The organism is Streptomyces sp. NBC_01515 (assembly GCF_045040345.1).
In the GTDB taxonomy this organism is placed as follows: Bacteria; Actinomycetota; Actinomycetes; order Streptomycetales; family Streptomycetaceae; genus Streptomyces.
In genome coordinates, this window is the sequence record NZ_CP109416.1 from 432,184 (window position 1) to 457,055 (window position 24,872).

Sequence of the window (24,872 nt, forward strand, 5' to 3'; positions counted from 1 at the left end):
GCCCGACCGCGGGAACACGACGGCCCTGCCGTTCGTCGAGCGGGGTCCCCGTCCCTCACAGGTCCACGCGCACGCCCCAGCCCCGTTCGAGCGCCACGTCATAGGCGACCCGGACCGCCGCGACGTCGAGGGCGGCGTGGCCGGTGGACTTGAAGACGGTGAGTGCGTCGGTGTCACCGCCCCGGCCCGGATGGCCGCCGTCGAGAACGGACCCGAGGAGGATCACCGGCCGGCCGGGGGCGAGGTCCTGGAGTTCATGGGCGCCCGCCGGTGGCGGCGCGGTGGCCGCGCCGGCCCACTCGGCGAACAGGACCGCGTCCCGGACGGTGCCGTGGTCCAGTTCGGGCCCCCGGGAACCGCCGACCGACGAGACATGGACGCCGGGACCGAGCCACTCGCGTCGGACGACGGGCGCCGTGGCGCCGGTGCAGCAGAACACCACATCGGCCTCGCGCACCGCCCCCTCGACATCGGCGGCGACCCGCGCGCCGGGATACAGCGCTGCCGCCGCGCCGGCCCGTACCGGATCGCGGCCGGCCACCGTCACCTCGGCCTCCGGCCGCACCGTCGCGAGCAGCGCCAGCTGGGCGCGGGCCTGCGCACCTGTTCCCACCACCGCCACCTGGCCGAGACCGGGGCGGCCGGCCAGGGCCAGCGCGCTACGGGTGGCGACCGCCGCCGTGCGGACCTCGGTCAGCGACTCGCCGTCCACGAGCGCCAGCGCCCGCCCGTCGTGTTCGTCGAACAGTGCCACCAGCCCCCGGTGGAAACCGCGACCGGGGTGCCGTGGATCGGCGGTCACGGTCACCAGCTTCGCGGCCAGCCCGAGCCCGGGGACGTAACCGGGCATCGCGCCCAGCAGACCGGTCGGGGTCAGTGCGGCGATCCGCGGCGGGACGGAGACCTCGTCGCGGGCGACGGAGACCAGGGCCCGGCCCACCGCGTCGAGGACGGCGTCGGGCCGCAGGGCGGCGGCCGTCTGCCGACGGTCCAGCACCAGCAGGCCGCTCACCGGCCGGCCCCCGCCGTACCGGCGGTCAGGGCCGTCCCCAGCTCGTCCGCCGCCGCGCGCAACTCCCGCTCCACGGAGGCCAGTTCCGGCCCGTCGAACTCGGCGTCCGGTCCCACGACCGTCAGTGCGCACACCGGAGCCCCGGGGTCGGGCACCACCGCCCGGCTGACGGAGGCCACCAGCTTGTCGTGACGACCGCGCTCCACGGCGACGCCGGTCCGTTCCACCTCGGCCAACTCCCGTGCCACGTCGGCGGCTTCATCGCCGAGTCCGGCCAACCACCGTGCCCTCGCGTCCGGTTCGAGGGCGGCGACCAGGGCCAGCGGCCCGGCGAACCGTCGTACCGGCAGCAGTTCGCCCCGCAAGTGGGTGATCATGGCCAGCCGTTCGGGCCTGACCACGTCGATCACCCGGGCGCCGCCCTCCTCCAGCACCTGGAGGTTGACCATCATCGAGGTCGCGGCGGACAGCCGTTCCAGCACCGGACGGGCCAGCGCGGTCAGCGAGTTGCCCGCGGCCGAGGCCGACATCCGGAGCACGGCGGCACCGGGCAGATAACGGTCACCGGCCCGCAGCACCCAGCCCCGCCGGACCAGGTCCAGCAGGATCCGGTAGGCGGTGGCGCGGTGCAGGCCCACCTCGGCGGCGAGATCGGTCAGCCGCGCCGGGTGCGGTGCGCGCGAGACGGCCTCGACCAGGTCGAGCGCCTTGTCCACGGCGGACCTGGGCGGGGCCGGGGTGCGGGGGGCGACGGGCATGGCAGCGGTTCTTCCCTTTCGTCCGCGGTGCGGCCACGGACCGGGGCGGCCGGGCGCGGTGGCCTGTCCGGTTCGGATCCTTGCGGTGATCCACCGGTCACGGAGTACAGTATCCGCGTTTTCATCACACGATACAGATGTTGCATAGAGCGTAACAATGCTGGATCTCGCGGACTGAAGGTGACCATGACCGATCTGCCACCGGGTGCCCCGACCCCCTGGGCCGCACCGCCCGCCGGAACCGTCACGGTCTACCGCGGCGCCACCCTCTTCGACGGCACCGGCGACCGGTCCCGTGCGGACACCACGATCGTCACGGACGGCGCCCGGATCCACGCCGTCGTCGGCGACGGCGATCCGTTGCCCCCGCTCGCGGCCGACGCGCCCCGCGTCGACCTCGACGGCAGGTTCGTGGTCCCCGGCCTGATCGACACCCACCAGCACCTGGCCACCCCGCCCGACCGGCCCGTCGCCGAGGCGGTGCTCCGGCGCCTGGTGCACAGCGGGGTCACCGCCGTCCGTGACATGGCCGACGACCTGCGGCAGATCGGCGACCTCGCCCGGGCCACCCTGATCGGCGAGATCCCCGGCCCCGACATCCGTTACGCGGCGCTCATGGCCGGACCCTCCTTCTTCGACGACCCGCGCACCCACGCGGTCTCCCGGGGCGCCACGCCCGGTGCCGTCCCCTGGATGCAGGCCGTCACCCCCGACACCGACCTCACCGTCGCCGTCGCCCTGGCCCGTGGCACCCACGCCGCCGCGATCAAGGTCTACGCCGACCTGGACGCCGCGACCGTCACCGCCGTCACCGCCGAGGCGCACCGCCAGGGCATCGCCGTCTGGGCGCACGCCACCGTCTTCCCGGCCGCGCCCGGCGAGGTCGTCGCCGCGGGCGTGGACAGCGTCTCCCACGTCACCCTGCTCGCCTTCGAGAACCCCACCGAGCCACTGAGCAGTTACCAGACCAAACCGCCCGTGGACCACGACCGTTTCGCCGCGGGCGACGACCCGCGACTGGCCGCGCTCTTCGCCGAGATGCGCCGCCGCGGCACCGTCCTCGACGCCACCGCGTCCATGTGGACCAGCGACGAACTCCGGGGCGACACCGCCGAGTCCGCCGAACGAGCCCGCCGCAACACCGAGTTGGCCGCCGCCGTCACCGCCCAGGCACACCGCGCCGGAGTCGGCGTCTGCACCGGCACGGATGTCGAGACCGACCCCGACGACCCGTTCCCCGCGATCTACGGCGAACTCGCCTTCCTCGTCGACCGTTGCGGCATGTCCGCCGCCGACGTCCTGCGCGCGGCGACCCTGGTCGGCGCCAGGGCCGCAGGCACCGAGGCGGACATGGGCAGCGTCGAAGCCGGAAAGCTCGCGAACTTCGCCGTCCTGGACGAGGACCCGCTCCGGGACATCGCCAACCTGCGCACCATCACCCTCACCGTGAAACGCGGCCGCCGCCTCGACCGCTCCGACTTCGACAGGGACACCCCGTGACCACCGCCGCCCACCCGATGATCGTCAACGCGCTGGGGCAGCTCGACAACCCCAACACCCCCGCCGCCCGGGCCGCCGCCACGCAGCTCAACCCCGACAGCGCCCAACTCGCGGTCGACGCCCGGGCGATCGCCGAAGCCCGCGCCTCCGGCCTGACCGCCGTCAACGTCACCCTCGGCTACACCATGGGCGACCTCCCGCCGTACGAACACACGCTGGACGAGATCGCGGTGTGGGACGGCATCCTCGACGCACACCCGGCCGACCTGCTCAAGGTCCGTACGGCCGCCGACATCCGACGCGCCCACCGCGAGCGGCGGATCGGCGTCATCTACGGCTTCCAGAACGCGGTCGGCGTCGGCGAGGACCCCGCCCTCGTCGACAGCCGCGTCGCCGGGTTCGCGGCGGCCGGGGTACGGGTGGTCCAGCTCACCTACAACCAGGCCAACCACCTCGGCGACGGCTCCATGGCCGCCGCCAACCGGGGCCTGACCGCGTTCGGCCGCCGGGTCGTCGAGGCCCTCAACGACCACCACCTCATGGTCGACCTCTCCCACAGCGGGGAGAACACCTGCCTGGACGCGGCCCGCCACTCCCGGCAGCCCGTGTCGGTCAACCACACCGGCTGCCGTGCCCTGGCCGACCTCCCGCGCAACAAGACGGACGAGGAACTCCGCCTGGTCGCCGACCGCGGCGGGTTCGTCGGCATCTACTTCATGCCCTTCCTCAACCCCACCGGCCACGCCACCGCCACCGACGTCGTGGACCACATCGTGCACGCGGTCGACGTCTGCGGCGAGGACCACGTCGGCATCGGCACCGACGGCGGCGTCACCGCCGTGGACGACCTCGACGCCTATCGCGCGGCTCTCGCCGAACACGTCGCCGCCAGGCGCGCGGCCGGCGTCGGCGCGGCGGGCGAACGGGCCGACACCTACCCCTTCGTCGTGGACCTGCGCGGCGTCGACCAGTTCCGCGACCTGATCCGCCTCCTGGAGAAGCGCGGCTACCGCTCCGGACGCATCGAGAAGATCCTCGGCCGCAACTTCCTCGACTACGCCGACCGCGTCTGGACGCCCTGAGAGCCCGCGCCCGCGTTTTCGGCCATGTACAGCGCGTTCTCACAGCGCATGCCGATCACGCCGGGATGAAGCCCGGCCACCAGGGCGGGACGTTGCCCGGGCAGAACGGGTCGGGGTAGGAGTCCGGCATACCGAGCCACGTGACGAGGAACCAGCTGAACCACAAGGTGAAGATGAGCCCTGCCATCAGGGCTGTCCTGCGGTGACGTCTTCCGAGGGTGCTGTGCAGGATCACCCACGGAACCGCGGTGGCGATCCATATGAGAGGCGCGAGAAACAGCAGAGCCATGCCGTTGGCTCCTGCGTTGACGCCGACGTCACAAGCAGCCCATGCCCTCCCGATCGCGGCAATGGTCACCACTGTGGTCAGGCCACCGAAGAGGACACCGAAGCCAATTCCGGTGAACCGGCGGCTCGACGGACTCGACAGCTCCGCTCCCACGATCATCTCCCCCGTCTCACCCTGGTTGCGGAGAGTACCAACGCACTGGCACAGCCCGGCGTTTCAACGGCTTCCCCCGCGACACTCAAGGAAAGCGCACGGTGAGAACGAGTCCGCCCTCGGGACCGGGTCGTGCCGTCAGCGTGGCGTGGTGGGCCTCGGCGATGGAGGCGGCGATGGACAGCCCCAGGCCGTGGCCGGTGGTGGCGGTGCGGTCCGTGTCGAGGCGGCGGAAAGGTTCGAACAGGCCGGGGATCCGTTGGGCGGACACGTGGGGGCCCGTGTTGGTCACCGTGACGGTCGCCGTGTCGAGCCGTACGCGGACGGTGCCGTCGGGGTGGTTGTACTGGATGGCGTTGCGGATCAGGTTCATCAGCAGGTGGCGCAGCAGGACGGGGTCTCCGGGAACGACCGGCCGCGCGTCGGCACTCAGGTCGAGGTGCACACCGTTCTGGGCTGCCTGAGGGGAGAGTTCGGCCGTCACCAGCCGGGCGACTTCCGCCAGATCCACGCTTTCGGTCGTGTCCGGCCCTCGGTCGCTCCGGGCCAGCAGCAGGAGCGCGTTGATCAGCTGTTCGGCTTCGCGGTTGGTGGTGAGCAGGTCCTCGCGCACCTCGGCGAGGCCCTCGGGGAGCGGATCGGCGAGGCCGACCTGGAGGGTGGCGCGCTGGGCGGCGAGAGGGGTCTTGAGCTCGTGGGAGGCGTTGGCGACGAAACGGCGTTGGCTCTCGAAGGCCTTCTCCAGCCGGTCGAGCATGGTGTCGAAGGTGTCGGCGAGGCGGAGCAGTTCGTCGTCGGGGCCGCTGAGCGCCAGGCGCTGATGGAGGTTCTGTTCGCTGATACGGCGGGCGGCTTCCGTCATGGAGGCGACGGGACGCAGGGCCCGTCCCGCGAGCCACCGGCCGAGCAGTCCGGCCAGCAATGCCATGACGAGGAGGCCGACGGCGGACCAGAGCACCATCTGGCGCAGCGCGGTGTTCTGTACGGCCTGCACGGTCTGGTCGATCTTCTTGATCATGGCGCTGTCGCTCTGGGGCGAGGAGAAGGGATCCGGCCGAGTGCGGTGTGACGGCGCGAAGGACGTCGTAGGGCTGCTCGGCACATCGGCGTAGGTGATCGACAGCCCCTGGACCTGTTGATCCGTTCCGTAGCGCGCGAGCAGCACCACGAAAGCGAGCAGGGCCGTGCCGGCGAGCAGGAAGAGCCCGGAGAAGGCGACGGCCAGGCGACTGCGGAAGGGCAGTCCGCTCAGCAGGGCCCGCGGGTTCAGTCGCACAGCCGGTACCCCTCCCCCGTGTCGGCGGCGATCAGGCCCGGGTCTCCGAGCTTGCCGCGCAACCGGCTGACGGTGGCGCGAACCGCGCTGGTGCGCGGGTCGAGGTGCTCGTCCCAGACGGTGCGGACCAGTTCGTCGTGCGCCACCGGCGCACCGCCGGACACGAGCAGCAGGTGCAGGACCGCGAACTCCTTCGGAGTCAGTTCCAGCGGGCGGCCGTCCACGGACACTTCGCGCCGCGCCTTGTCCAGGGAGATGCTCCCGAAGCACAGCACGGCGGAGGGCGACTTCGGCGCGCGACGGCTCAGGGCGCGTACCCGGGCCACGAGTTCGGCGAAGTCGAAGGGCTTGGCAAGGTAGTCGTCCGCGCCGAGCTCGGTGAGGCCGTGGATCCTGTCGGTGAGTTCTCCGGCCGCGGTCAGCAGGATGATCCGTGGTGGGTCCTGGAGTTCGCGCAGCCTGCTGCACACCTCGTCACCGCTCATGACCGGCAGATCGCGGTCGAGGATCAGCACGTCGTAGGCGGTGAGCAGGCACATCCGCTCGGCCATGTCGCCGGTGGCGGCGACGTCGACGGCCATGGCCTGGCGGCGCAGACCGGTGGCGATGGTGCGGGCGAGCACACGGTGGTCCTCGGCAACCAGAACTCTCATGTCCTCATGAAACCAAGGTCACGATTGCAGCCGGATAAGGACAGGGAGCGGGGCCTGCCCTTATGCCGCTGTAACACGCTTATCCTGCTGCGAACGGCGAGCTGCTTCTGTCTGCGGCATGAACTTCGTCAAGCGCGCCGGGATGAGCCTTGGTGCCAGAAAGTCCAGGACCGCGGCCCTGCTGGCGATCTTCGTCGTCATCTGCGTCCTGCTCCTCGGCGGCTTCCTGCTGAAGGCCGCCGCGGCCCGCCAGGAGGCCGACGCGCAACGCACCATCGGCGTCGACGTCACGGTCAGGGAGAAGGGGTTCACGCCGGCCCTGGCCGACCGGCTCGGTGCCTCGGACCTGGTGCACCGCTACAACCCGGAGCTGCCGGTGGGAGCCGGTGCGCGAGGCTTCACACCGCTGACGTCGAATGCGCCGCGGCCGGGCGGTGCCGGAGCCGGGAAGAAGGAGCCCGGGGCGGACAAGGATCCGCTGTCCGTGAACGGCGTCCGCGACTCGGACCTTCTGCTGCCCTTCTCGTACGGCTCGACGAAGATCACGGCGGGTCGTGGCATCACCCCCGCGGACGCGGGCCACGACGTCGCGCTGATCGAACAGCGCCTGGCCGACAAGAACCACCTCAAGGCCGGCGACACCATCCGGGTGCGGTCCGAGGACGGCGAACGCACGGTGCCGCTCACGGTCGTCGGTGTCTTCCAGGACCCGACTCCGGATCCGACGAGTTGGGCACGGCCGCACGAACTGCCCGGCAACACGCTGTACGTGCCGGTGCGCGCCGCGCAGCAGCTCGCCACCGGCACCGCGACCCTCAGCGAGGCAGTGTTCAAGATCGGTTCACCGGACCGTGCCGAGCAGCTGCACGCCGAGGCCGAACGGCTCCTGGGCAAGGGCGGGTTCGACTTCCGCGTCAACGACAAGGCGTACCGCGACCAGGTCCGCCCGATCCAGAGGGTCGGCACCTTCGCCGGCCTGATCGTCTGGGTGATCGCCCTGGCCGGGGCGCTGATCCTCGGGCTCGTCGTGACGCTGCAGATCCGCGAGCGGCGCGCCGAACTCGGGGTGCTGCTCTCGATGGGCGAGAAGAAGTGGAAGCTCGTCGGCCAGCATGCCGTGGAGGTGGCGGCCGTCGCGCTGCCCGCCGTAGCGCTCGCCGCCGTGGCCGGCTCACTCGCCGGACAGCACGTGGGCGACACGATTCTCGGCAGCCGGACCGGCAAGCCGCTCACGGCGGCCGGGGTGCGGGGCGCCGAGATCGCCCCGGTCGCGGTACGGGTCGAGCCGGCCGCCATCGGCAAGGTCGCCGGCATCGGGCTCGGCATCTCCCTGGTCTCCACGGTCGTGCCGGGCATCGGGATCCTCCGCCTGCATCCCCGCTCCATTCTCACCGACCCCGAATAGCCGTGCCGTTCACCGCACTTCCATCCACCGACAGGGACCGAGAGAGCGATACCCATGAACTTCGTCAAACGCGCCGGGCTCAGCCTGTGGGCCCGCAAGGGCCGCACCCTGATCACCCTCGCCACCTTCCTCGTCATCTCCGTGATGGTGCTGGCGGGCGTCCTGATCAACGAGGCGACGGCCCAGGCCGAGCAGGACGCCGAACGGTCCGTGGGCGCGGAGATCACCATGGAGATGGACATGGGCCGGTTGGGCGGTGGCGGTGGCATGCAGGCGCCGAGCATCGGCGCCGCGACCGTGGACAAGCTCGGTGCGCTGCCCCAGGTCCAGAAGTACACCTACTCGATGTGGGACCGTGCCTTCCTCAAAGGCAGGTACAAGCTGGTCGACGGCGGGCCGAAGACCCAGACCATGGGCCCCGGCGCCACTTCGGCCACAGGCGTGCTCGACTCCTCGCTGCTGCCCGATTTCCGCAGCGGCAAGTTCACCCTCCTGTCCGGCCGGCACCTCACGGCCTCCGACCGGGACAAGAAGAAGCTCCTGATCGAGGAGCGGCTGGCCAGGAAGAACGGTCTCAAGGTCGGGGACACGATCCCTCTGACGTCGAACGACGAGAAGACGACGGTCGACTTCACGGTGGCCGGCATCTACCGTGACCCGCGCCCCAGCACCGAACCCGAACCCGAGAACTTCCTCAGCCCGGCCAACCTGCTGTACGGCACCGTGGGCGGTGTCTCCGCACTTGAGTCCGGAGGCAAGAAAACGCTCCAGGTGGGCCAGGCGACCTTCCTTCTCCAGGACGCCGACGAACAGAGCGCGTTCAAGGACAAGGCGAAGCAGGTCGCGGGCTCGGCGCTCGACGGTTTCAAGCTCGACGCCAACGACAAGGCCCTCCAGCAGATGACGGGCCCGCTCAAGAGCATCCGCTCCACGGCCACCGTGGCCATGTGGCTCATGGGCATCGCCGGCGCGGCCGTCCTGGCCCTCCTGGTCAATCTCGCGGTCAAGCAGCGCCGCAGGGAGTACGGCGTCCTGCTGGCCATGGGCGAGAAGAAGAGCAAGCTCATCACCCAGCAGGCCCTGGAAATCGTCGTGGTCGCCGCCGTCGCCATCGGCGTCAGCTCACTCTTCGCCCCGGCCCTGACCCAGAGCGCCGGACAGTCGCTGCTCGGCAAGGAAGCCTCGGCCGCCGAGAAGAAGCTGAACTCCTGGCAGCCCCCGGCCCCCGGCAGCACCGGTCTCGATCAGGGCATCGACCCGAACGACAAGCCCGTGGAGAACGCCGATCCCATCAGCAGGATCACGGTGGCACTCGATCCGGCGGACCTCGCCACGGTCGGTCTCGTCGGCCTCGGCATCGGCCTGCTCGCCACCGCCATCCCGGCAGGCGCCGTGCTGCGGCTGAGCCCCCGCACCATCCTCACGAAAGGCGAGTGACCCGCCATGACCAGCCCCACCGCCACCCCACCCGTGCTGCGCCTCACCGACGTCAGCCACACCTACTCCAGCCAGCGCCGCAGGACCACCGTGCTCAAGAGCATCGACTACGACTTCGAGCGCAGCACCTTCTACACCATCCTGGGACCCTCCGGCAGCGGCAAGACCACTCTGCTCAGCCTGGCCAGCGGCCTCGACACCCCCACGAAGGGCGCCATCAGGTTCGACGGCCGCGACCTCACCGCACTCGGCCTCGGCCGCTACCGCAACCAGCACGCCGCCACGATCTTCCAGCAGTACAACCTCCTCACCTACATGACCGCCCTCCAGAACGTCACCTGCGCCATGGAGATCACCGGCACCAAACCCGCCACCGGCAGCCGCAGGAGCCGTGCCCTGCTCCTGCTGGAAGCGATCGGCCTGGACAAGGCGACGGCGACCCGCAACGTGATGCAGCTCTCCGGCGGCCAGCAGCAGCGTGTCGCCATCGCCCGCGCCCTGGCCTGCGACGTCGACATCCTCTTCGCCGACGAACCCACCGGAAACCTCGACGAGGACACGGCCCAGGGCATCATCGACACCTTCCGCGAGCTCGCCCACGAACAGGGAAAGTGCGTCATCGTCGTCACCCACTCCCAGCAACTGGCCACGCAGTCCGACCGCATCCTCCATCTGCGCAAGGGCAAGCTCACGGAACAGCGGAACGCCTCATGACGCCGCACGCGCTGCCGCCAGGTCGATGGGCTGCTGCAGGAAATCGGCGCCGGACCGGTTCCTCAGCCCACGGAAGGGACCTGCGTGCGGTCCCGCACGATGGTCTTGCCGGTGTTACGGCCGTGCAGCATCCCCAGGAACGCGTCCACGATGTGCTCGAACCCGTCGACGACCGTCTCGTCCAGTGCGAGCCGGCCGCTCTGCAGATGCGGTACCGCGAAGTCGTACAACTCGTCCTGCACGTCACGATAGTTGCTCACCAGGAAGCCCTCCACGCGGAGGCTCTTCTCCACGATGTCGGCGTAGTCGAAGCGTGGCGGCGACGCGTCGGGGTTGTTGTACTGACTGATCGTTCCGATGCGGACGACACGTCCGAATTCGCGCAACTCTCCTATCGCCGCTGCCAGTTGCTCGCCGCCGACGTTGTCGACGAACACGTCGATGCCGTCCGGCGCGACCTTGCGGAGCAGATCGGCGGCCGGCCCCTCGTGGTAGTCGAAGACGGCGTCGTAGCCGACCTCGCGCGTGAGATGGCCGGCCTTCGCCGCCGAACCGGCGCTGCCCACCAGCCGTCCGGCGCCGAGCAGCCGGGCGAACCGTCCGGTCGCGGTGCCGACCCCGCCCGCGGCGGCCGACACGAACAGGTCCTCGCCCTCCTGGAGCCGGGCGATCCGGGTCAGGCCCACATAGGCGGTCAGGCCGGTTCCGCCGAGGATGCTCAGGTACGCGGTCAACGGCACCCCGTCGAAGCGGGGCAGGTGCCGGATCTCCTCGGGGGTGACCACCGCGTGCGTGCGCCAGCCGCGTCGGTGGAACACGATCTCGCCCTCGGCCAGCCGGGGCGTGCGCGAGGCGATGATCCGCCCGATCGCGCGCCCCTCCAGCGATGCGCCGAGCGCGAAGCCATCACGTACGTCGTCCATCATCTCGCGGTGGTAGGGGTCGACGGACCAGTAGAGGTTCTCCACGAGCGCGCTGCCTGCCGGGGGTTCAGGGAGCGCGGACTCGACGAAGGCGAAGTGCCCGGCGGTGGGGAATCCGTGCGGGCGGGCGATCTGGTGCACGGTGAGCGCGGTCTCGTTCATGACCGGACCGTAGGTCGGGAATGTGCCTGGTGGGCAGCCGGTTGCGCTCATACGACGGCCCGTTCCATGAGCAGTTCTCATACCCCGAGGTGAGCACCCCGTGGCCCGTACGACCGACTCCGATCTCGCCCCGCACGAACTGCGCGTCCTGGTGGCGGTCGCGGACACCGGCGGCTTCTCGGCCGCGGCCGGGACACTCGGCCTGACGCAGTCCGCGGTCTCCCACTCGGTGCGCGGCAGCGAGCGCAAGATCGGGGCGGTCCTCTTCGAACGCGGCCGTACGGGCGCCCGCCCAACTCCCGCCGGAGAGAAGGCCGTCGCGCACGCCCGCCGCATCCTGCGCCTGCTGGACGTCCTCACCGCCGAGGCGCGTGGTGCGGCCCGGTCCGATGCCGCTGAAGGGCCGCTGCGGATCGCGGCCTTCCGCAGCGCGGCTCTCCACCTGCTGCCGCCCGTGCTCCAGCGGCTGCGCGCCCGCCATCCCGCCATCGAACCGCGGGTGCGGATCGTACGCGAGGTGGGGCGCGGTACCGCCGGCGAAGTGGCCGACGGGAAAGCCGACATCGCCATCGCCACGCTGGGCGGCTCCGTGCCGCTTCCACCGGGACTGGTCGCGAGCGGACTCTTCGAGGAGCCGTATGCCCTGGTGCACGCGCCCGGTCACGCCGCACCGCGCTCGCTGCCGCTGGTCGACTGGGCCGAGAACTGCGGTTCCCACACCCGCGGCTGGTGGACCGCGCAGGACTGGATCCCCGAGGCCACCGTCGAGGCCGAGGACGACGGAGCGGTGCTGTCCTTGGTGAGCGCGGGCCACGGAATGGCGATCATGCCCGCGCTCTCCCTGGCCGGAGCACCGGCCTCGGTCAGCGTCGCCGATCTCGGTCCCGACCGCCCGACACGGCAGGTCGGCTATGTCACCACCGCCGAACTGGCAGGATCCGCGGTCGTACGCGCCCTCGTGAGGGAACTCCGCGCCACGGTCCCCCAGGGGGTGAGCCTGCCCGGCAGCGAGGCCGGGCCCCAGCGGACGAGGCTGTGACACCGCGGCCGCATGGTGTCCTCCTCAACGCCGTGCCGACACCGGCTCCGCGGCGCGCGGGTCGTGTCGGCGTACTCGTCTCGACGCTGATGGACACGGCGCGGCGAATCGTCACCGTAGAAGACGAGCGAGCTGTCAGGAGCGCGATTCTGTCGTGACGGGGCGGATCGGGGGCACCCCACCACTATGACGACAGGTGTGACGCTCGGCGTCGAAGAAGAGTTCCTGCTGCTCGATCGCGCGACGGGACTGCCGACGCCGCGCATCGGCGAGGTCCGTGCCGCCGCGGGACACGAACCCGGGGTGCGGCGGGAGGACATCGACACCGAACTGCTCCAGGCGCAGGTGGAGGTCGCCACGCCGGTGTGTTCCGACCTCGATGAGGTCGCCGGGCACCTCACCCGGTTCCGGCGCGCGGTGGGCGGCGCCGCCCGCCGCGCGAACTGTCGGCTCGCGGCGACCGGCGGCGCGCCCCGGGCCGGCGCGCCGCTGGTGCCTGTCACCGAGCAGGAGCGCTACCGGACCATGCGGGCCGAGGCGGCTCGGCTGGTCGACGAGCAGCTGATCTGCGGCATGCACGTCCATGTCGCCGTGCCCGACCGGCAGGCCGGTGCCGCCGCGCTCGGCCGGTTGAGACCCTGGCTGCCGGTGCTGGTGGCCCTGGGCGCCAACTCCCCGTTCTGGGAAGGGCGGGACACCGGTTTCGCGAGCTGGCGCACCGTGGTCTTCGGCCGCTGGCCGATCAGCGGCTCGCCACCGTTCTTCACCGGCGCAGCGCACTACGAAGAGCTGGTGGCCGCGCTGCTGGCCACCGGCGTCGTGTCCGACCGGGGGCAGTTGTACTGGCATGCCCGGCTGTCCGAGGACTACCCGACGTTGGAGGTGCGCGCGCCCGATGTCCAGTTGGACGTGGAAAGTGCCGTCACCCTCGCTGGACTCACCCGCGCGCTGGTGGTGACCGCGCTGCGCGAGGACCGTCGCGATCTGCTCGCCCTGTCCCCCTCGCCCGAGATACTGCAGGCCGCCGGATGGCACGCGGCGCGCCGCGGCCTGGGCGCGGATCTGGTCGACCCCCGTACCGCCACGTCCTCGCCGGCAGCCGCGGTGGTGGGCGCCATGCTCGATCGCCTCACACCCGCGCTCAAGGAACTCGGGGACGTCGACCGGGTGACCTCGGGCGTTCAGCGGCTGCTCGACCAGGGGACGGGAGCCGCACGGCAACGCGCCGCGCTCGCGAAGGGCGGCACAGAGGCGCTGTTGGATCTGATCGCGCCCCAGCCCGCGCAGCCCGCCGCCGCGGTGAGCACCGGGAGATAGCGATCGCCGTCGCCACCCGCCTGCCCACCCCGCCACCTCCGGCTCCGCTCGGTCCGGTGAGGCCGGCGTCACCTGTCAGGCGTCGCTACCGGTCTGCGCTTGAGACGTCGTCGACACGGGCTCTGACGGGGTCGGGGCCGGTGAGGACGTGATCAGTGTGGAGCTGCCGGTATCGCGGTCCGTGAGGCCCGCGAGGAGCGCGAGGCCGAGGCCCGCCGCGGCGAGCGTCGCGCCGACCAGCGCCGGTGAGGCCCAGCCCCAGCCGGCGGAGATGGCCAGGCCGCCGAGCCAGGCGCCGCCGGCGTTGGCCAGGTTGAAGGCGGAGTGGTTGGAGGCCGCGGCCATCGTCGGGGCGTTCTTCGCCTTGGCCATGAGCAGCATCTGCACGGGGGTGGTGACCAGGGCGCCCATCGCGCCCATGAAGGCGAGGGTCACCAGGGCGGGGACGGTGCTGTGGACGGTGAAGTAGAACGCCACGAGCGTCGCACCGAGCAGGAAGAGACCCCCGTACAGCGTCGGGCGCAGCGCCCGGTCGGTGAGCGGACCCGCGATCAGGGTGCCCAGCGTCATGCCGATGCCGTAGAGCGCGAGGACCCATGTCGTGGAGGAGTCGGAGAGGCCGGTCACGTGGGTCAGGATCGGCACCAGGTAGCTGTAGACGGCGAAGAAGCCGCCGAATCCCACGACGGCGGTGGCCAGGCCCAGGGCGACCTGCCGGTTGCCCATCGCCCGCAGCTCGTGCCGGATACCGGCCTGGCCGCCACGCGGCTGGTGGGGGACGAAGGCGGCCAGCGCCGCCAGCGCGACAAGACCGATGACGGCGACCGCGCAGTAGGCGTACCGCCAGCCGAGGTGCTGCCCCAGGGCGGTACCGGCCGGAACACCGACGATGTTGGCGACGGTGAGTCCGAGGAACATCCTCGACACAGCCCACCCGGCCCGCTCAGGGGCGACCAGCCGGGAGGCCACGACGGCGCCCACCCCGAACAGCGCTCCGTGCGGCAGGCCCGCCAGGAACCGTGCGGCGAACAGCAGGCCGAAGTTCGGGGCGAGAGCGGAGGCGACGTTGCCGATCACGAACAGCGCGGACAGCAGGAGCAGGAGCCGTTTGTGGGCGATGCGCGCGCCGATGCCGGTCAGGACGGGCGCCCCGACGACGACACCGAGCGCGTAGGCGGAGACGAGGTTACCGGCGTGCGGCACGGACACGCCGACGCCGTGGGCGATCTGGGGCAGCAGTCCCATCGTGGCGAACTCGGTCGTACCGATTCCGAACGCGACGAGGGCAAGGGCCAGCAGGGCCAGTGGCATGGAGCGCAAGTACCTTTCACGGGTGGCGATTTGGGTGCGGACGGGGAGGAAGCGGGGAAGTGGGCAGGACCGTGATGAGTCCCGTTCGCCCTGTTTCTGTAGCCCGTCGCGCCGACCGCCGTTGCCCGATGCGCCCCTCAGGGCAGAGAGGGTCTACGGGCTCTACAGCCGTGGCACGCACGCACGCATTCCAGGATCGGGCGACGAGAATCATGGCCTGCGTCACATTTCACACGGCGGCGTTCCCGCTGTTCCGCTCGACCGGGATCCACAGCTGGGAGTGGGTCTCCTCGCCGATCTCCACCAGGTGCGTCCGCAGGAGTTCCGGACCCGGCCGGCTCGCGTACGGGTTCGAGGGGAACCACTGGGTGAACACGTCGCGCCACAACTCCTGGAGCGCGCCCGGATAGGGCCCGTCGTTGTCGAAGACCGCCCAGGTCCCGGCCGGCACGTCGAGGGCGTCGAGTTCCTCGACGGCCGTCTCCGGGCCGGTGGCCACGCCGATCCAGTAGTCCGCCTCGGCGCCCTCCTCCCGGCTGTCGGTCAGATACACCGCCGCCGACAGGATCCCCTCCGGTTCCCGGCCGACCAGCTCCTTCATCCGTACGATCGCCCGCTCGTCCAGGTTCTCCAGATGCGCCGCTGCGGCCGGGTTGACCCCCTCGTGCACCAGCGGGACCCGGGCCTTCCGGCCGACGATCCGGAACGCCTCCTTCTCCACGAGCCGGTACCGCATGGTCGTACTGCCTTCGACGACGACGCGGAAGGACATGCGGGGCTGGGCCGTGAGCAGCGCGCCCGTGCGCCGGGCCTCGCCCGGGCCGATGCCGTGCACCGACCGGAACGCCCGGGCGAAGGCCTCGCCCGAGCCGTAGCCGTAGCGCACCGCGACATCGAGCAGTGTGCGTTCCCCGGCCAACACCTCGGCCGCAGCGAGCGTCATCCTGCGGCGCCGCACGTAGACGGGGAGGGGCATCCCGGCGAGGGCGGAGAACATCCGCCGGAAGTGGTACTCCGACACCACGGCGATCCGGGCCGCCCCGGCCACGTCGACCTCCCGGTCGAGGCAGCCCTCCAGGTGATCCAGCGCCTGGTTCAGCCGGTCCAGCACGTGTATCCGTCCCTCTTCCTTGAATCTCCCCCGCACTTCCTTGAGTCTCCCCCGCAGGAATGCGCACCCCGATGCGGCAGCCGATACGGCCGGACCGTCTTCACGTGTAGGTGAATCCTTCGCGCCCTGCCCGACAGAAGCCGTGCGGGAACTGTCGGGCGGACGGCCCCGGCGTTGCCTGAGGCTTGCGCACATGACTGATGTTAAAGGGCTGTGCGAGCCGCGGTTCGCCGCCGTCGAGGAGGCCCTCGCGGCCTCGCTCGCCAAGGACGACGTGGGTGCCTCGGTCGCCGTCCGCCTGGACGCCGAGCCGGTGGTCGACCTCTGGGGCGGGTACGCCGACGCGGACCGCACCCTCGACTGGGAGCGCGACACCCTCACGGGCGTGAACTCGACGACCAAGAACATGACCGCCCTGTGCGCACTCGTCCTGGCCGACCGGGGCCTGCTCGATCTCTCCGCGCCGGTCGCCGCCTACTGGCCCGAGTTCGCCGCGGCGGGCAAGGAGCGCGTGCTGGTACGCCACGTGCTGTCCCACACCGCGGGGCTGCCGGACCTGCCCGGGCCGACCGCGGTCGAGGACCTCTACGACTGGCAGAGCGTGACGGCGGGGCTGGCAGCGCAGGCCCCCGAATGGGAACCGGGAACGGCCGCCGGGTACCACGCGCTCACCTTCGGGTTCCTGATCGGTGAGATCGTCCGCCGCGTCACCGGCCGTAGCCTCCGTGATTTCTTCGCCGAGGAAGTGGCCGGACCGCTGGGCGCGGACTTCCACATCGGGCTCTCCGCCGCCGACGACCACCGATTCGCACCGCTCATCCCGCCGCCGCCACAGACCGACGAGTTCACCGCCGGCGCACCGCTCGGACCGGACGGCACACGCCGGGAGCACACCGGTGTCACGGTCCGGGTCAGGGACGCCAACTCCGTTGCCTGGCGCCGTGCGCAGATCCCCGCGGTGAACGGCTTCGGCAACGCCCGCTCCGTCGCCCTCGTCCAGTCGGTCCTGGCGAACCGGGGTTCGGCCGGTGGCGTGCGGCTGCTGTCTCCCCGGGGCTGCGAGCCCGCGTGGCAGGAGGTGTTCCGCGGCGAGGACCGGGTGCTGCGGACGCCGATGTCCTGGACCGTGGGCTTCGGGAAGTTCGGCAACACCTTCGGCTGGGGCGGATGGGGCGGCTCACTGGTCGTGAGCGACCCCGACGCACGGATGACGGTGGCCTACGTCATGAACCAGATGATCGACCGGGATCGGCAGGAGGACAACCGCGGCATGGAGATCATCATGGCCGCCTACAGCGGACTGCGGTGACAGCCCACGGGAGGGGTACGTCCGTGAGCGCGTGCGCACCCGGACGTACCCCTCCCACCCTTCAGCCGGGTGTGCCCGGGTGACCGGTCAGGTCGAGGTGGGGTTCGAAGGCCCGCAGCAGGAGCGAGCGCATGCGGTCGGGCCGCATCTCGGTCGAGCCGGCGAGGATCTGGATCGCCAGGCCGTCGACCATCGCGGTGAACCGGTCGGCGAGGGCTTCGACGTCCGCCTCCGGTGCCAGGCCTTCGGACCGGCACTCGTGCAGCACGTCCACCACGACCACGACCCACAACCCGGTACCAGCCCGATTGAAGTGCTCTCCCGGCTGAAGCCGGGAGATTCCTGCTCACCTTGCGGCAGCGGGCTTGACGCGCTTCGCGCGCCTGACGACTGCCCTCCCGGCAGCCGGGAGGAGCGCGAGGCCCATCCGGTAAAGGTGCAAGATGTTCCGGGCTGCGTTGTGGTCGGCGTTGCCCGACCAGCCGCAGTTCGGGTTCTTGCATGCGAACACGGCCTGGCTCTCCCGACTCCCGGGCGCGATGAAACCGCATGCGGAGCATCGCCGGGATGTGCCGGGGGCCGGGACCTGGTGGAGGGTGCCGCCGTGCCGGGCGGTCTTGTAGGTCAGCATCGTGACCGTACGGCCCCACGCTTCGCCGCTGATGGAGCGGTTCAGCCCGGACTTCTGGGCAACGTTCTTCCCCGGCTCCTCCACGCTGCCCTTGGCAGACTTGACCATGTTCGTGATGGTGAGTGCTTCGACCACGACAGTGCCGTACTGCTTAGCGATGACGGTGGTCGTCCGGTGCTGCCAGTCGAGTGCCCGGCGCTTGGCTTTCGCGCGGACTCCTGCGATTTGGTCATAGGTGCGGTGGAGCCGGCGGCTGGTGCGCTCGCCGGGCTTGCGGTGCTGCCTGCACTGCGCGGCACGCTGCTCCAAGTGCAGGAGCCTGGCCTTCTCCTTGATGGTCAGCCACTCGCCGTGGTCGTAGGTTTGGCCGTCGGAGAGGGCGATGGGCACGTTGATCCCAACGTCGATGCCGACTTCAGGGCCGGCGTGGGGGTCGGGCTTGATCTGAAGGGTCTGGACGCGGAAGGCGATGTGCCATCCGAGCGCCTCTTTGACCAGCCGGGCCCCGGTGATCCGGTTCTCCGCGCCTGCATGCTTGCCCACCGGCAGGTCTTTGGTCCAGCGGAAGCGGACCCGGCCCACCTTGGGAATGTTGGCCATGCCCCAGCGTCGGTACACGCGGACGATGTTCAGGTCACGGCCCTGCGGAACGTCCACCGACATCACCGACCGGAACCGGCCCTTGAAGTTCGGTGCGTCCGCCCGCCCCTCCCAGCAGTTCTTCCAAGCCTGGAAGTACGTCTTGAGGACTGCTTGCGCGGCCTGGGCAGGCAGGACTGCCAGGAAGTCGATGTCCTGACGGGCTTGCCGGATCGCGGCGTCCGCGTTCACGAGCGTCCGCTTCTCCTTCGGCATCATCTGCCACCACGCGTGCAGACAGTTCCACATCGTGCGGGCGGCGTGCGCCTGGCCGTCTGTTTTCAGCACCTCGGCAGGCGACAGCGCAAGCCGGGCACGGTGCCCGAACTGCCGCTTGGCGAAGGTGTCGTGATGCACAACCGGAAGTTTAGCTTTGGTTTATGTCGCCGCGCTGGAATCCTCATCCCGATGTACGCAACGGACGTCACGTCGTTTACAACCTGCACGTTCACTTGGTCTTTGTCATGAAGTACCGGCGGGAGGCGTTCACCGACGCCATGCCGACCCGCACCGAAGAGATCATGCGGGAGGTCTGCGACGACTTCGAGGCCGAGCTGAAACAGTTCAACGGCGAACAGGACCATGTCCACCTACTCGTGCACTACCCGCCCAAAGTCCAGCTCTCCAAGCTGGTCAACGCACTCAAGGGCGTCAGCTCGCGCAGACTCCGCCACGAGTGCAACGCGCATGTCCGCCGCTACCTGTGGGGCGGACACTTCTGGTCCGGCTCCTACGTCGCCGGATCATGCGCCGGCGCACCGCTCACCGTCGTCCGCCAGTACATCGTGAACCAGCAGCGACCCACCTGACCGTCGCCACGAAGGCGCAGAGAACTCCGGCGCTTCGCGCCTCCGTACCCAGGATGTGCCTCACCTTCGCCCTAAAGGACGGAGCACTGCGCAAGATCAGAGGTAGATCCGACTCTGCGCGGGCCCCAGGCGGGGTTCGAGCATCGCCTTGTTCCAGAACTGGGTCCACACCGACCATTCGTCGATGTCCTCTGCGGCGAGCGGGAGTTGCACTTCGATCAGGCAGCACAGTTGTCACGGGCGGACGTCGCCCGGCCGAACTCCTCGTCGAGCCGGGTGCGGAACCGTTGGGCGTAGTACTCGAGCGCCGCGTGCAGCGTGGCTTTCTTGCTGGGGACGTGGTGATGCACCGTCGCCGTGCTGGTCCCGCACTCCGAGGCCTCGGAGACCGCGATGGCGGTGACCTGGGGCGCCGTCCAGACCCTCGGCGGATGGGGCTACTCGCGCGAGTTCCCGGTCGAGCAGTGGATGCGCGACGCCAAGCTGGAGGAGATCGAGGAGGGCACCTCGGACATCATGCGGCTGATCATCTCGCGGCGCCTGTGACGGCTCCGCTCCCCGTGACGTCTTCGACCGTGGCCCGGCAACAGGAGTGACATGACCTTTCGGAACGAGTTCACGGAGATGTTCGGGGTCGAACATCCCATCGTGTGCGGCGGAATGCTCGCGGTGGGCACCGCCGAGCTGATCTCGGCCGTCGCGAACGCCGGCGCGCTGGGGTTCCTCAGCGCGCTGACCCAGCCCACCCCGGAGGCGCTCGCACGGGAGATCGCGCGCTGCCGTGAACTGACCGACAGGCCGTTCGGCGTCAACCTCACCATCCTGCCCACCATCGAGCCGGTGCCGTACGACGACTACCGGGCCGTCATCATCGACTCGGGCGTGCGGGTCGTGGAGACGGCGGGCAGCAACCCGGCACCGCATCTGCCGGCGTTCCGGCGGGCCGGGGTGAAGGTCGTGCACAAGGCCGTGGCCGTCCGGCACGCGCTCAAGGCGGAGGCGCTGGGTGTCGACGCCGTCAGCATCGACGGGTTCGAGTGTGCCGGGCACCCCGGTCAGGACGATGTCCCCGGCCTCGTCCTGATCCCGGCCGCCGCCCGCAGGCTGCGTATCCCGATCATCGCGTCCGGCGGTTTCGCCACCGGCTCCGGGCTCGTCGCGGCCCTGGCGCTCGGGGCGTGCGCGATCAACATGGGGACCCGGTTCGAGGCGACCGAGGAGGCGCCGGTCCACCCGAACGTGAAGGCCCGGATCGTCGCGAACGACGAGCGCGGCACCCAGATCGTCTTCCGGGAGTTCGGCAACACCGCCCGGGTGGCGCGCAACGCGGTCTCGCAGGACATCGCCCGCATCGGGGCGCGCCCCGGGGCCGTCTTCTCCGACGTCGCCGAACTCGCCTCCGGGAAACGCGGCAGGCAACGGGTGCTGGGTGAGGGCGACGTCGAGGGCGGCATGTGGTGGGCCGGTCAGGCGCAGGGCCTCATCGACAGCGTGGAGAGCTGCGAGACGGTGGTCCGCACGATCGTGGCGGACGCGGAGAACATCGTCCGCGACCGCCTCCGGCGGCAGCTCGTACCGGCGGCCGACATGACCCCGACGGTGGCGGGCTGACCGGTTGTTCATACGGCACTGACACCGTCCGGTGCCGTCGCGGGTGGGCAACCCGGCGCACCTGCGGAACCAGCCCACCAGAACACCCGGCGACACCGTCACCGTCCGTCCCCCCACCCAGGCCAAACAGCCCGGTAGAGCAACGGCATTGCCCCTGGGGGCGTGCCGTCAGCCGGTGCTCCATTTCTGGTTGTCCCCGCCGGTACAGCTCCACAGTTGCAGCTCCGCGCCGTTGCCGGTCCCCGCATCGGTGACGTCCACGCACTTGTCGGCCTGGACGTTGACCAGATCGTGCGCGGCATTGAGCCGGAACCGCTGGGCCCCGGTGCCGTTGCAGGCGACAAGCTTGATCCACGCGCCGTCCGTCCGCGAACCGCCGTCGACGTCCATGCATTTGCCCAGGGCGCGCACTGTTCCGTCCGACGCGAACTGCCATTTCTGCCGGGCGGCGCTCGTGCAGTCCCGGATCTGCAGGCGGGTGTTGTCCGCCGAGCTGCCCCCGGTGACGTCGATACAGCGGCCGGAGCCCTGACCCCGGATCAGTACGCCCTTGGCGGTGTCGCTGGAACCGGCGGCCGACGAGGAACTCCCGGACGGCGCCCCGCTGTTCTTGGCACCGCCTTTCGCGGTAGCGGTGGCCCCACCAGTTGTCGGTAAACCGGCCTTCGGGGTCGGCTGCCTGCTGGGCTGCCGGGTGGCGTCGGCTTCGAGTGCGGAGGATTCACCCGACGGCGAGGCGGAATCGGACGAGTCGGTCACGTCCCCGGTCCGTCCGCTGCCCCGGACGGTGTCCGATCCGGCACCGGCTGCCGAACGTCCCTTGCCGTCGTCGCCGTCCATGAGGAACAGGGCGCCGGTCAGCAGAACGCCGACGGTGGTGGCGGCGGCGATCAGTATCCTGCGGCGCCGTGCGGGTCGGGGCGCGGACCGGCTCGGAACGGCCGTGAGGCCGACGCGATGGTCGGTCACGTCCCCAGCGAGGGCATCGGTACGCCCGCCTGATGTCCCGATGTCCGGCGCACGCTCGGTGAGCGCCGCGAACTCGGCCGCCACCGCGGACATGGGCGGCGGGAGCACGGGCCCGGGGTCGGGTACGGCCTCGGACTCGGAGGCGGCAACGGGCCCTTGCGCGGCGGCGGCCTCGGCGATCGCCGAGGGCCCTTTCGACCGGCGTGGCAGGGGCAGCGACGCGGCGGCGGGCTGGTCGGTCCGGGCCGTTGCGGCCTCCGTCGTCGGATCCTCGGAGGAGGCCGTCATGTCGTCCTTCCGGTACTGGGGCGGTGGATGTCTGCGCGGCCGGTACGGCGTCGAAGTGCCGAAGACGTCGTGGTGGCCTGCGGTGGTCCGCGATGGCGTCGAGCGGGCGCCGACGATCACCGTCTTCGTGCCCGAGGGCGATTCTGTCGTGCCCACGACCGCCTAGGCAAAGGGCGACACGCGGTGGCCGTCCGGCGCCGGGAGCTCACGGCGCCGGCGTGCCGCGCAGGACATCAACCAACTTGTGGGCCACGGCTGTTCTGACCGCCGACACCGCCGGCTACGAACAGATCGGCAGGGCCGAACAGGGCGCCGACGCCCACCGGGTCAAGGTCATCTTCTCCACGCCGTACGCCGAGTGGAAGAACTTGTCCAACCCGCCGCTGTCGACTGCCGGGACCGAGTCCCCACCATCGTGGCGATCGTCGCGGACGCGGAGAACATCGTCCGCGACCGCCTCCGGCGGCAACTCGCGCCCACCGAACCGAAATTGGTCTAGACGAATCTTCCCCGGATCCCTTGACGCCGGCCGACGCCGCCAGCCACGCTTCGCTACGCAGGCAGATGTAAGGAAAGTTTCCGATTAAGTTCACGACTCGCCGTTCGACGGTTTCCCCCTGCCACACCCCGCCCTGACCACGTCGCACGGCTCCTCCCCACCCGCACCTCTCCACCGTGCGACGGGCGTGCAGGGCACCGCAATCCGCGTACCGGCGCGACGCCGTGCGCGGCCTCGCCCCACGGAGGAGCATCCGCATGAGACCTGCGTCGCTGCGCGCCGCACTGACCGCCGCCCTGATGGTCGGCGGCATGGCCACGACCGCCGCTCCGGCCGCCCACGCGGCCGACAACACCGGTCTGATCGCCTCCTTCGGCATCACCTCCACCTGGGGTGCCGGTTTCGAGGGCGGCTACACGGTCACCAACAAGTCGACCCACACGGTCACTTCATGGACCATCACCTTCACCCTGCCCGCCACCGAGGCCGTCACCAGCTCGTGGAACGGCACGCTCACCCACAGCGGGACGCAGTACACCATCACCTCCCCCACCTGGGAGGCCCCGCTCGCCCCCGGTGACTCCGCGCCCGTCGTCGGCATGGACTTCAGCTACAGCGGCTCGGTCGTCGCGCCGAGCGCCTGTCTGATCAACAACGGCCCCTGCGCCGGCGTCCCCGCCGACACCGTCGCGCCCTCGACCCCCTCCGGCCTCGCCGTCCGGGCCACCGGCCCCGGCAGCGTCACGCTGGGCTGGAACGCCTCGACCGACAACGTCGGTGTGGTCGGCTACCGGGTCTACGAGGGCGGCAACGTCGTCGCCACCACCTCCGGCACCGGCACCACCTTCACGGTGAGCGGCCTGCTCGCCGGCAGCAGTCACAGCTTCTCGGTGACCGCGCTCGACGACTCCAACAACGAGTCGGCGCACTCCGCGACGCTCACCGCGACCGCGGGCAGCGGCACCACACCCGGCGTGGCGGCCCCCTTCATCGACCTCGGCGCCTACCCGACGCCGAACCTCACACAGATCGCCACGACCACCGGGCTGCGCCAGTTCTCGCTCGGCTTCATCACCGCCGGGTCGACCGGCTGCACCGCGAGCTGGTTCAACTCCTTCGACCCGGGCGCGGCCTGGGACCGCGCGGACTTCGACTCGCTGCGCGCGATGGGCGGTGACGTACGACCGTCCTTCGGCGGCGAGGCGGGCACCGAACTGGCCCTCGCCTGCACCAGCACGACCGCGCTCCAGGCCCAGTACCAGAAGGTCGTGGACGCCTACGCCCTGGACCGCGTGGACTTCGACATCGAGGGCGCCGCCACGGTCGACCACGCCTCGATCGACCGGCGCTCGACGGCCGTCGCCGCCGTCCAGGCCGCGCAGCGCGCCAAGGGCCGCGACCTCAAGGTCACACTCACCCTCCCGGTCCTGCCCAGCGGCCTGACCGCGGACGGCCTCTACATTCTCAACTCCGCCAAGTCGCACAACCTGAACGTCGACACCGTCAACCTGATGGCCATGGACTACGGCGACGGCGCCGCGCCCAACCCGTCCGGAAAGATGGGCAGTTACGCCATCCAGGCCGCGACCTCGACCCGCGCCCAGATCGCCTCGGTTTGGCCGAACCTCACCACCGCCCAGACCTGGGCCATGGTCGGTCTCACCCCGATGCTCGGCCAGAACGACACCGCCAGCGAGGTGTTCACCGTCGCCGACGCACAGCAGGTGCTCACCTTCGCCCGCCAGAACCACCTGGGCGAGCTGGGCTTCTGGGACGTCACCCGCGACGGGAACGCCTGCACCGGTGGCCTGAGCGAGTGCACGAACATCCCGCAGACCCCGTACCAGTTCTCCAAACTGTTCGCGACCTACGCGGGCTGACCCCGCGAGGCCAGCTGCGCCCCCACGCAGCGGCTTGTGCGGGCCGAGACTCACTTCGGCCCGCACAAGCCGGGGACACGTTCAATGTGTTGCCG

General features: G+C 70.8%; 27 protein-coding genes. 14 read left to right on the forward strand and 13 right to left on the reverse strand.

The genetic code is table 11. The features are described from left to right. Positions 1-55: 55 nt before the first annotated feature. Together OG407_RS01560 and OG407_RS01565 are read right to left on the reverse strand one after the other, a co-directional pair. Positions 56-1,012, reverse strand: a complete 957-nt coding sequence (locus OG407_RS01560; RefSeq protein ID WP_405854214.1) for an ornithine cyclodeaminase family protein — start codon at positions 1,010-1,012, stop codon at positions 56-58. Next, positions 1,009-1,770: an IclR family transcriptional regulator gene (locus OG407_RS01565; protein WP_405854216.1), complete on the reverse strand. Its 762-nt coding sequence runs from the start codon at positions 1,768-1,770 to the stop codon at positions 1,009-1,011. Before OG407_RS01565 ends, OG407_RS01560 begins: the two co-directional genes overlap by 4 nt. A 186-nt stretch (positions 1,771-1,956) precedes the next feature. Between OG407_RS01565 and OG407_RS01570 the strand changes: the two genes are divergently transcribed. Further along, positions 1,957-3,270 carry an amidohydrolase family protein gene (locus OG407_RS01570; RefSeq protein ID WP_405854218.1) on the forward strand — a complete coding sequence of 438 codons (1,314 nt, stop codon included), beginning with the start codon at positions 1,957-1,959 and terminating at the stop codon, positions 3,268-3,270. Beyond that, positions 3,267-4,352 (forward strand): dipeptidase, encoded by a 1,086-nt coding sequence (locus OG407_RS01575; protein ID WP_405854220.1) that lies wholly within the window; start codon positions 3,267-3,269, stop codon positions 4,350-4,352. Before OG407_RS01570 ends, OG407_RS01575 begins: the two co-directional genes overlap by 4 nt. A gap of 55 nt (positions 4,353-4,407) precedes the next feature. Here the strand turns inward: OG407_RS01575 and OG407_RS01580 are convergent, their stop codons facing one another. From OG407_RS01580 to OG407_RS01590, 3 genes are all read right to left on the reverse strand, one after another. Continuing rightward, complete coding sequence (locus OG407_RS01580) at positions 4,408-4,641, reverse strand: hypothetical protein (RefSeq protein ID WP_405854222.1); 234 nt, start codon at positions 4,639-4,641, stop codon at positions 4,408-4,410. 238 nt (positions 4,642-4,879) lie between these two features. After that, positions 4,880-6,070: a sensor histidine kinase gene (locus OG407_RS01585; protein ID WP_405854224.1), complete on the reverse strand. Its 1,191-nt coding sequence runs from the start codon at positions 6,068-6,070 to the stop codon at positions 4,880-4,882. Beyond that, positions 6,061-6,723, reverse strand: a complete 663-nt coding sequence (locus OG407_RS01590) for a response regulator transcription factor (protein ID WP_405854226.1) — start codon at positions 6,721-6,723, stop codon at positions 6,061-6,063. Before OG407_RS01590 ends, OG407_RS01585 begins: the two co-directional genes overlap by 10 nt. A 118-nt stretch (positions 6,724-6,841) precedes the next feature. Here OG407_RS01590 and OG407_RS01595 point away from each other — a divergent pair, with 118 nt between their 5' ends. The 3 genes from OG407_RS01595 to OG407_RS01605 are packed head-to-tail and all read left to right on the forward strand — an operon-like array spanning position 6,842 to position 10,279. Beyond that, the gene (locus OG407_RS01595; protein ID WP_405854228.1) at positions 6,842-8,128 is read left to right on the forward strand and encodes an ABC transporter permease; all 1,287 of its coding nucleotides are present in this window, start codon (positions 6,842-6,844) and stop codon (positions 8,126-8,128) included. 54 nt (positions 8,129-8,182) lie between these two features. After that, positions 8,183-9,565: an ABC transporter permease gene (locus tag OG407_RS01600; protein WP_405854230.1), complete on the forward strand. Its 1,383-nt coding sequence runs from the start codon at positions 8,183-8,185 to the stop codon at positions 9,563-9,565. Between the two features lie 6 nt (positions 9,566-9,571). Then, positions 9,572-10,279, forward strand: a complete 708-nt coding sequence (locus tag OG407_RS01605) for an ABC transporter ATP-binding protein (protein ID WP_403597134.1) — start codon at positions 9,572-9,574, stop codon at positions 10,277-10,279. Between the two features lie 62 nt (positions 10,280-10,341). Here the strand turns inward: OG407_RS01605 and OG407_RS01610 are convergent, their stop codons facing one another. After that, positions 10,342-11,364, reverse strand: coding sequence for an NADP-dependent oxidoreductase (locus OG407_RS01610; RefSeq protein WP_405854232.1), 1,023 nt, complete (start codon positions 11,362-11,364; stop codon positions 10,342-10,344). Between the two features lie 100 nt (positions 11,365-11,464). On the opposite strand from OG407_RS01610, the gene OG407_RS01615 reads away from it, so the two are divergent. Both OG407_RS01615 and OG407_RS01620 read left to right on the forward strand, forming a co-directional pair. Continuing rightward, entirely contained in the window at positions 11,465-12,403 is a 939-nt protein-coding gene (locus tag OG407_RS01615) for a LysR family transcriptional regulator (protein ID WP_405854234.1), read from the forward strand. A gap of 186 nt (positions 12,404-12,589) precedes the next feature. Beyond that, positions 12,590-13,720, forward strand: coding sequence for a glutamate--cysteine ligase (locus tag OG407_RS01620; protein ID WP_405854236.1), 1,131 nt, complete (start codon positions 12,590-12,592; stop codon positions 13,718-13,720). Positions 13,721-13,795: 75 nt separating this feature from the next. Here OG407_RS01620 and OG407_RS01625 read toward each other — a convergent pair whose 3' ends face one another. After that, a complete protein-coding gene (locus tag OG407_RS01625) occupies positions 13,796-15,031 on the reverse strand; it encodes an MFS transporter (RefSeq protein ID WP_405854238.1) in 1,236 nt (411 codons plus the stop codon). Between the two features lie 229 nt (positions 15,032-15,260). After that, positions 15,261-16,142, reverse strand: a complete 882-nt coding sequence (locus tag OG407_RS01630; RefSeq protein WP_405854240.1) for a GyrI-like domain-containing protein — start codon at positions 16,140-16,142, stop codon at positions 15,261-15,263. 193 nt (positions 16,143-16,335) lie between these two features. Between OG407_RS01630 and OG407_RS01635 the strand changes: the two genes are divergently transcribed. Next, positions 16,336-17,451: a serine hydrolase domain-containing protein gene (locus OG407_RS01635; RefSeq protein ID WP_405854242.1), complete on the forward strand. Its 1,116-nt coding sequence runs from the start codon at positions 16,336-16,338 to the stop codon at positions 17,449-17,451. Positions 17,452-17,512: 61 nt separating this feature from the next. On the opposite strand, the gene OG407_RS01640 is transcribed toward OG407_RS01635, so the two are convergent. Beyond that, positions 17,513-17,734: a TetR family transcriptional regulator C-terminal domain-containing protein gene (locus OG407_RS01640; protein ID WP_405854244.1), complete on the reverse strand. Its 222-nt coding sequence runs from the start codon at positions 17,732-17,734 to the stop codon at positions 17,513-17,515. 63 nt (positions 17,735-17,797) lie between these two features. Next, positions 17,798-18,970, reverse strand: a complete 1,173-nt coding sequence (locus tag OG407_RS01645; RefSeq protein ID WP_405868239.1) for an RNA-guided endonuclease InsQ/TnpB family protein — start codon at positions 18,968-18,970, stop codon at positions 17,798-17,800. Between the two features lie 131 nt (positions 18,971-19,101). On the opposite strand from OG407_RS01645, the gene tnpA reads away from it, so the two are divergent. Continuing rightward, positions 19,102-19,530: an IS200/IS605 family transposase gene (gene tnpA / locus OG407_RS01650; RefSeq protein ID WP_405854246.1), complete on the forward strand. Its 429-nt coding sequence runs from the start codon at positions 19,102-19,104 to the stop codon at positions 19,528-19,530. Between the two features lie 96 nt (positions 19,531-19,626). On the opposite strand, the gene OG407_RS01655 is transcribed toward tnpA, so the two are convergent. Then, positions 19,627-19,743 carry a TetR family transcriptional regulator C-terminal domain-containing protein gene (locus OG407_RS01655; RefSeq protein WP_405854248.1) on the reverse strand — a complete coding sequence of 39 codons (117 nt, stop codon included), beginning with the start codon at positions 19,741-19,743 and terminating at the stop codon, positions 19,627-19,629. 5 nt (positions 19,744-19,748) lie between these two features. Next, the gene (locus OG407_RS01660) at positions 19,749-19,880 is read right to left on the reverse strand and encodes a hypothetical protein (RefSeq protein ID WP_405854250.1); all 132 of its coding nucleotides are present in this window, start codon (positions 19,878-19,880) and stop codon (positions 19,749-19,751) included. 7 nt (positions 19,881-19,887) lie between these two features. On the opposite strand from OG407_RS01660, the gene OG407_RS01665 reads away from it, so the two are divergent. Next, positions 19,888-20,076, forward strand: a complete 189-nt coding sequence (locus OG407_RS01665) for an acyl-CoA dehydrogenase family protein (protein WP_405854252.1) — start codon at positions 19,888-19,890, stop codon at positions 20,074-20,076. Between the two features lie 51 nt (positions 20,077-20,127). Then, positions 20,128-21,141 carry an NAD(P)H-dependent flavin oxidoreductase gene (locus OG407_RS01670; protein ID WP_405854254.1) on the forward strand — a complete coding sequence of 338 codons (1,014 nt, stop codon included), beginning with the start codon at positions 20,128-20,130 and terminating at the stop codon, positions 21,139-21,141. Between the two features lie 168 nt (positions 21,142-21,309). On the opposite strand, the gene OG407_RS01675 is transcribed toward OG407_RS01670, so the two are convergent. Continuing rightward, positions 21,310-22,398: a ricin-type beta-trefoil lectin domain protein gene (locus OG407_RS01675; protein WP_405854256.1), complete on the reverse strand. Its 1,089-nt coding sequence runs from the start codon at positions 22,396-22,398 to the stop codon at positions 21,310-21,312. Here OG407_RS01675 and OG407_RS01680 point away from each other — a divergent pair. The 3 genes from OG407_RS01680 to OG407_RS01690 all read left to right on the forward strand — a co-directional run bounded on the left by OG407_RS01680 (position 22,397) and on the right by OG407_RS01690 (position 24,777). Then, on the forward strand, positions 22,397-22,564 hold the full coding sequence (locus OG407_RS01680) for a hypothetical protein (RefSeq protein WP_405854257.1): 168 nt from the start codon (positions 22,397-22,399) through the stop codon (positions 22,562-22,564). The two genes, OG407_RS01675 and OG407_RS01680, sit on opposite strands and share 2 nt — an antisense overlap. A gap of 192 nt (positions 22,565-22,756) precedes the next feature. Beyond that, entirely contained in the window at positions 22,757-22,897 is a 141-nt protein-coding gene (locus tag OG407_RS01685; RefSeq protein WP_405854259.1) for a hypothetical protein, read from the forward strand. Positions 22,898-23,154: 257 nt separating this feature from the next. After that, positions 23,155-24,777, forward strand: coding sequence for a cellulose binding domain-containing protein (locus OG407_RS01690; RefSeq protein ID WP_405854261.1), 1,623 nt, complete (start codon positions 23,155-23,157; stop codon positions 24,775-24,777). The last annotated feature ends 95 nt before the right edge of the window (positions 24,778-24,872 follow it).

What these genes read in the sequence shown, in the direction of transcription:
- OG407_RS01565 (WP_405854216.1), bottom strand. Translation starts at nt 1,770, where the DNA reads ATGCCCGTCGCCCCCCGCACCCCGGCCCCGCCCAGGTCCGCCGTGGAC.
- OG407_RS01570 (WP_405854218.1), top strand. Translation starts at nt 1,957, where the DNA reads ATGACCGATCTGCCACCGGGTGCCCCGACCCCCTGGGCCGCACCGCCC.
- OG407_RS01580 (WP_405854222.1), bottom strand. Translation starts at nt 4,641, where the DNA reads ATGGCTCTGCTGTTTCTCGCGCCTCTCATATGGATCGCCACCGCGGTT.
- OG407_RS01590 (WP_405854226.1), bottom strand. Translation starts at nt 6,723, where the DNA reads ATGAGAGTTCTGGTTGCCGAGGACCACCGTGTGCTCGCCCGCACCATC.
- OG407_RS01595 (WP_405854228.1), top strand. Translation starts at nt 6,842, where the DNA reads ATGAACTTCGTCAAGCGCGCCGGGATGAGCCTTGGTGCCAGAAAGTCC.
- OG407_RS01600 (WP_405854230.1), top strand. Translation starts at nt 8,183, where the DNA reads ATGAACTTCGTCAAACGCGCCGGGCTCAGCCTGTGGGCCCGCAAGGGC.
- OG407_RS01605 (WP_403597134.1), top strand. Translation starts at nt 9,572, where the DNA reads ATGACCAGCCCCACCGCCACCCCACCCGTGCTGCGCCTCACCGACGTC.
- OG407_RS01610 (WP_405854232.1), bottom strand. Translation starts at nt 11,364, where the DNA reads ATGAACGAGACCGCGCTCACCGTGCACCAGATCGCCCGCCCGCACGGA.
- OG407_RS01620 (WP_405854236.1), top strand. Translation starts at nt 12,590, where the DNA reads ATGACGACAGGTGTGACGCTCGGCGTCGAAGAAGAGTTCCTGCTGCTC.
- OG407_RS01625 (WP_405854238.1), bottom strand. Translation starts at nt 15,031, where the DNA reads ATGCCACTGGCCCTGCTGGCCCTTGCCCTCGTCGCGTTCGGAATCGGT.
- OG407_RS01635 (WP_405854242.1), top strand. Translation starts at nt 16,336, where the DNA reads ATGACTGATGTTAAAGGGCTGTGCGAGCCGCGGTTCGCCGCCGTCGAG.
- OG407_RS01645 (WP_405868239.1), bottom strand. Translation starts at nt 18,970, where the DNA reads ATGTGGAACTGTCTGCACGCGTGGTGGCAGATGATGCCGAAGGAGAAG.
- tnpA (WP_405854246.1), top strand. Translation starts at nt 19,102, where the DNA reads ATGTCGCCGCGCTGGAATCCTCATCCCGATGTACGCAACGGACGTCAC.
- OG407_RS01670 (WP_405854254.1), top strand. Translation starts at nt 20,128, where the DNA reads ATGACCTTTCGGAACGAGTTCACGGAGATGTTCGGGGTCGAACATCCC.
- OG407_RS01680 (WP_405854257.1), top strand. Translation starts at nt 22,397, where the DNA reads ATGTCGTCCTTCCGGTACTGGGGCGGTGGATGTCTGCGCGGCCGGTAC.
- OG407_RS01675 (WP_405854256.1), bottom strand. Translation starts at nt 22,398, where the DNA reads ATGACGGCCTCCTCCGAGGATCCGACGACGGAGGCCGCAACGGCCCGG.
- OG407_RS01690 (WP_405854261.1), top strand. Translation starts at nt 23,155, where the DNA reads ATGAGACCTGCGTCGCTGCGCGCCGCACTGACCGCCGCCCTGATGGTC.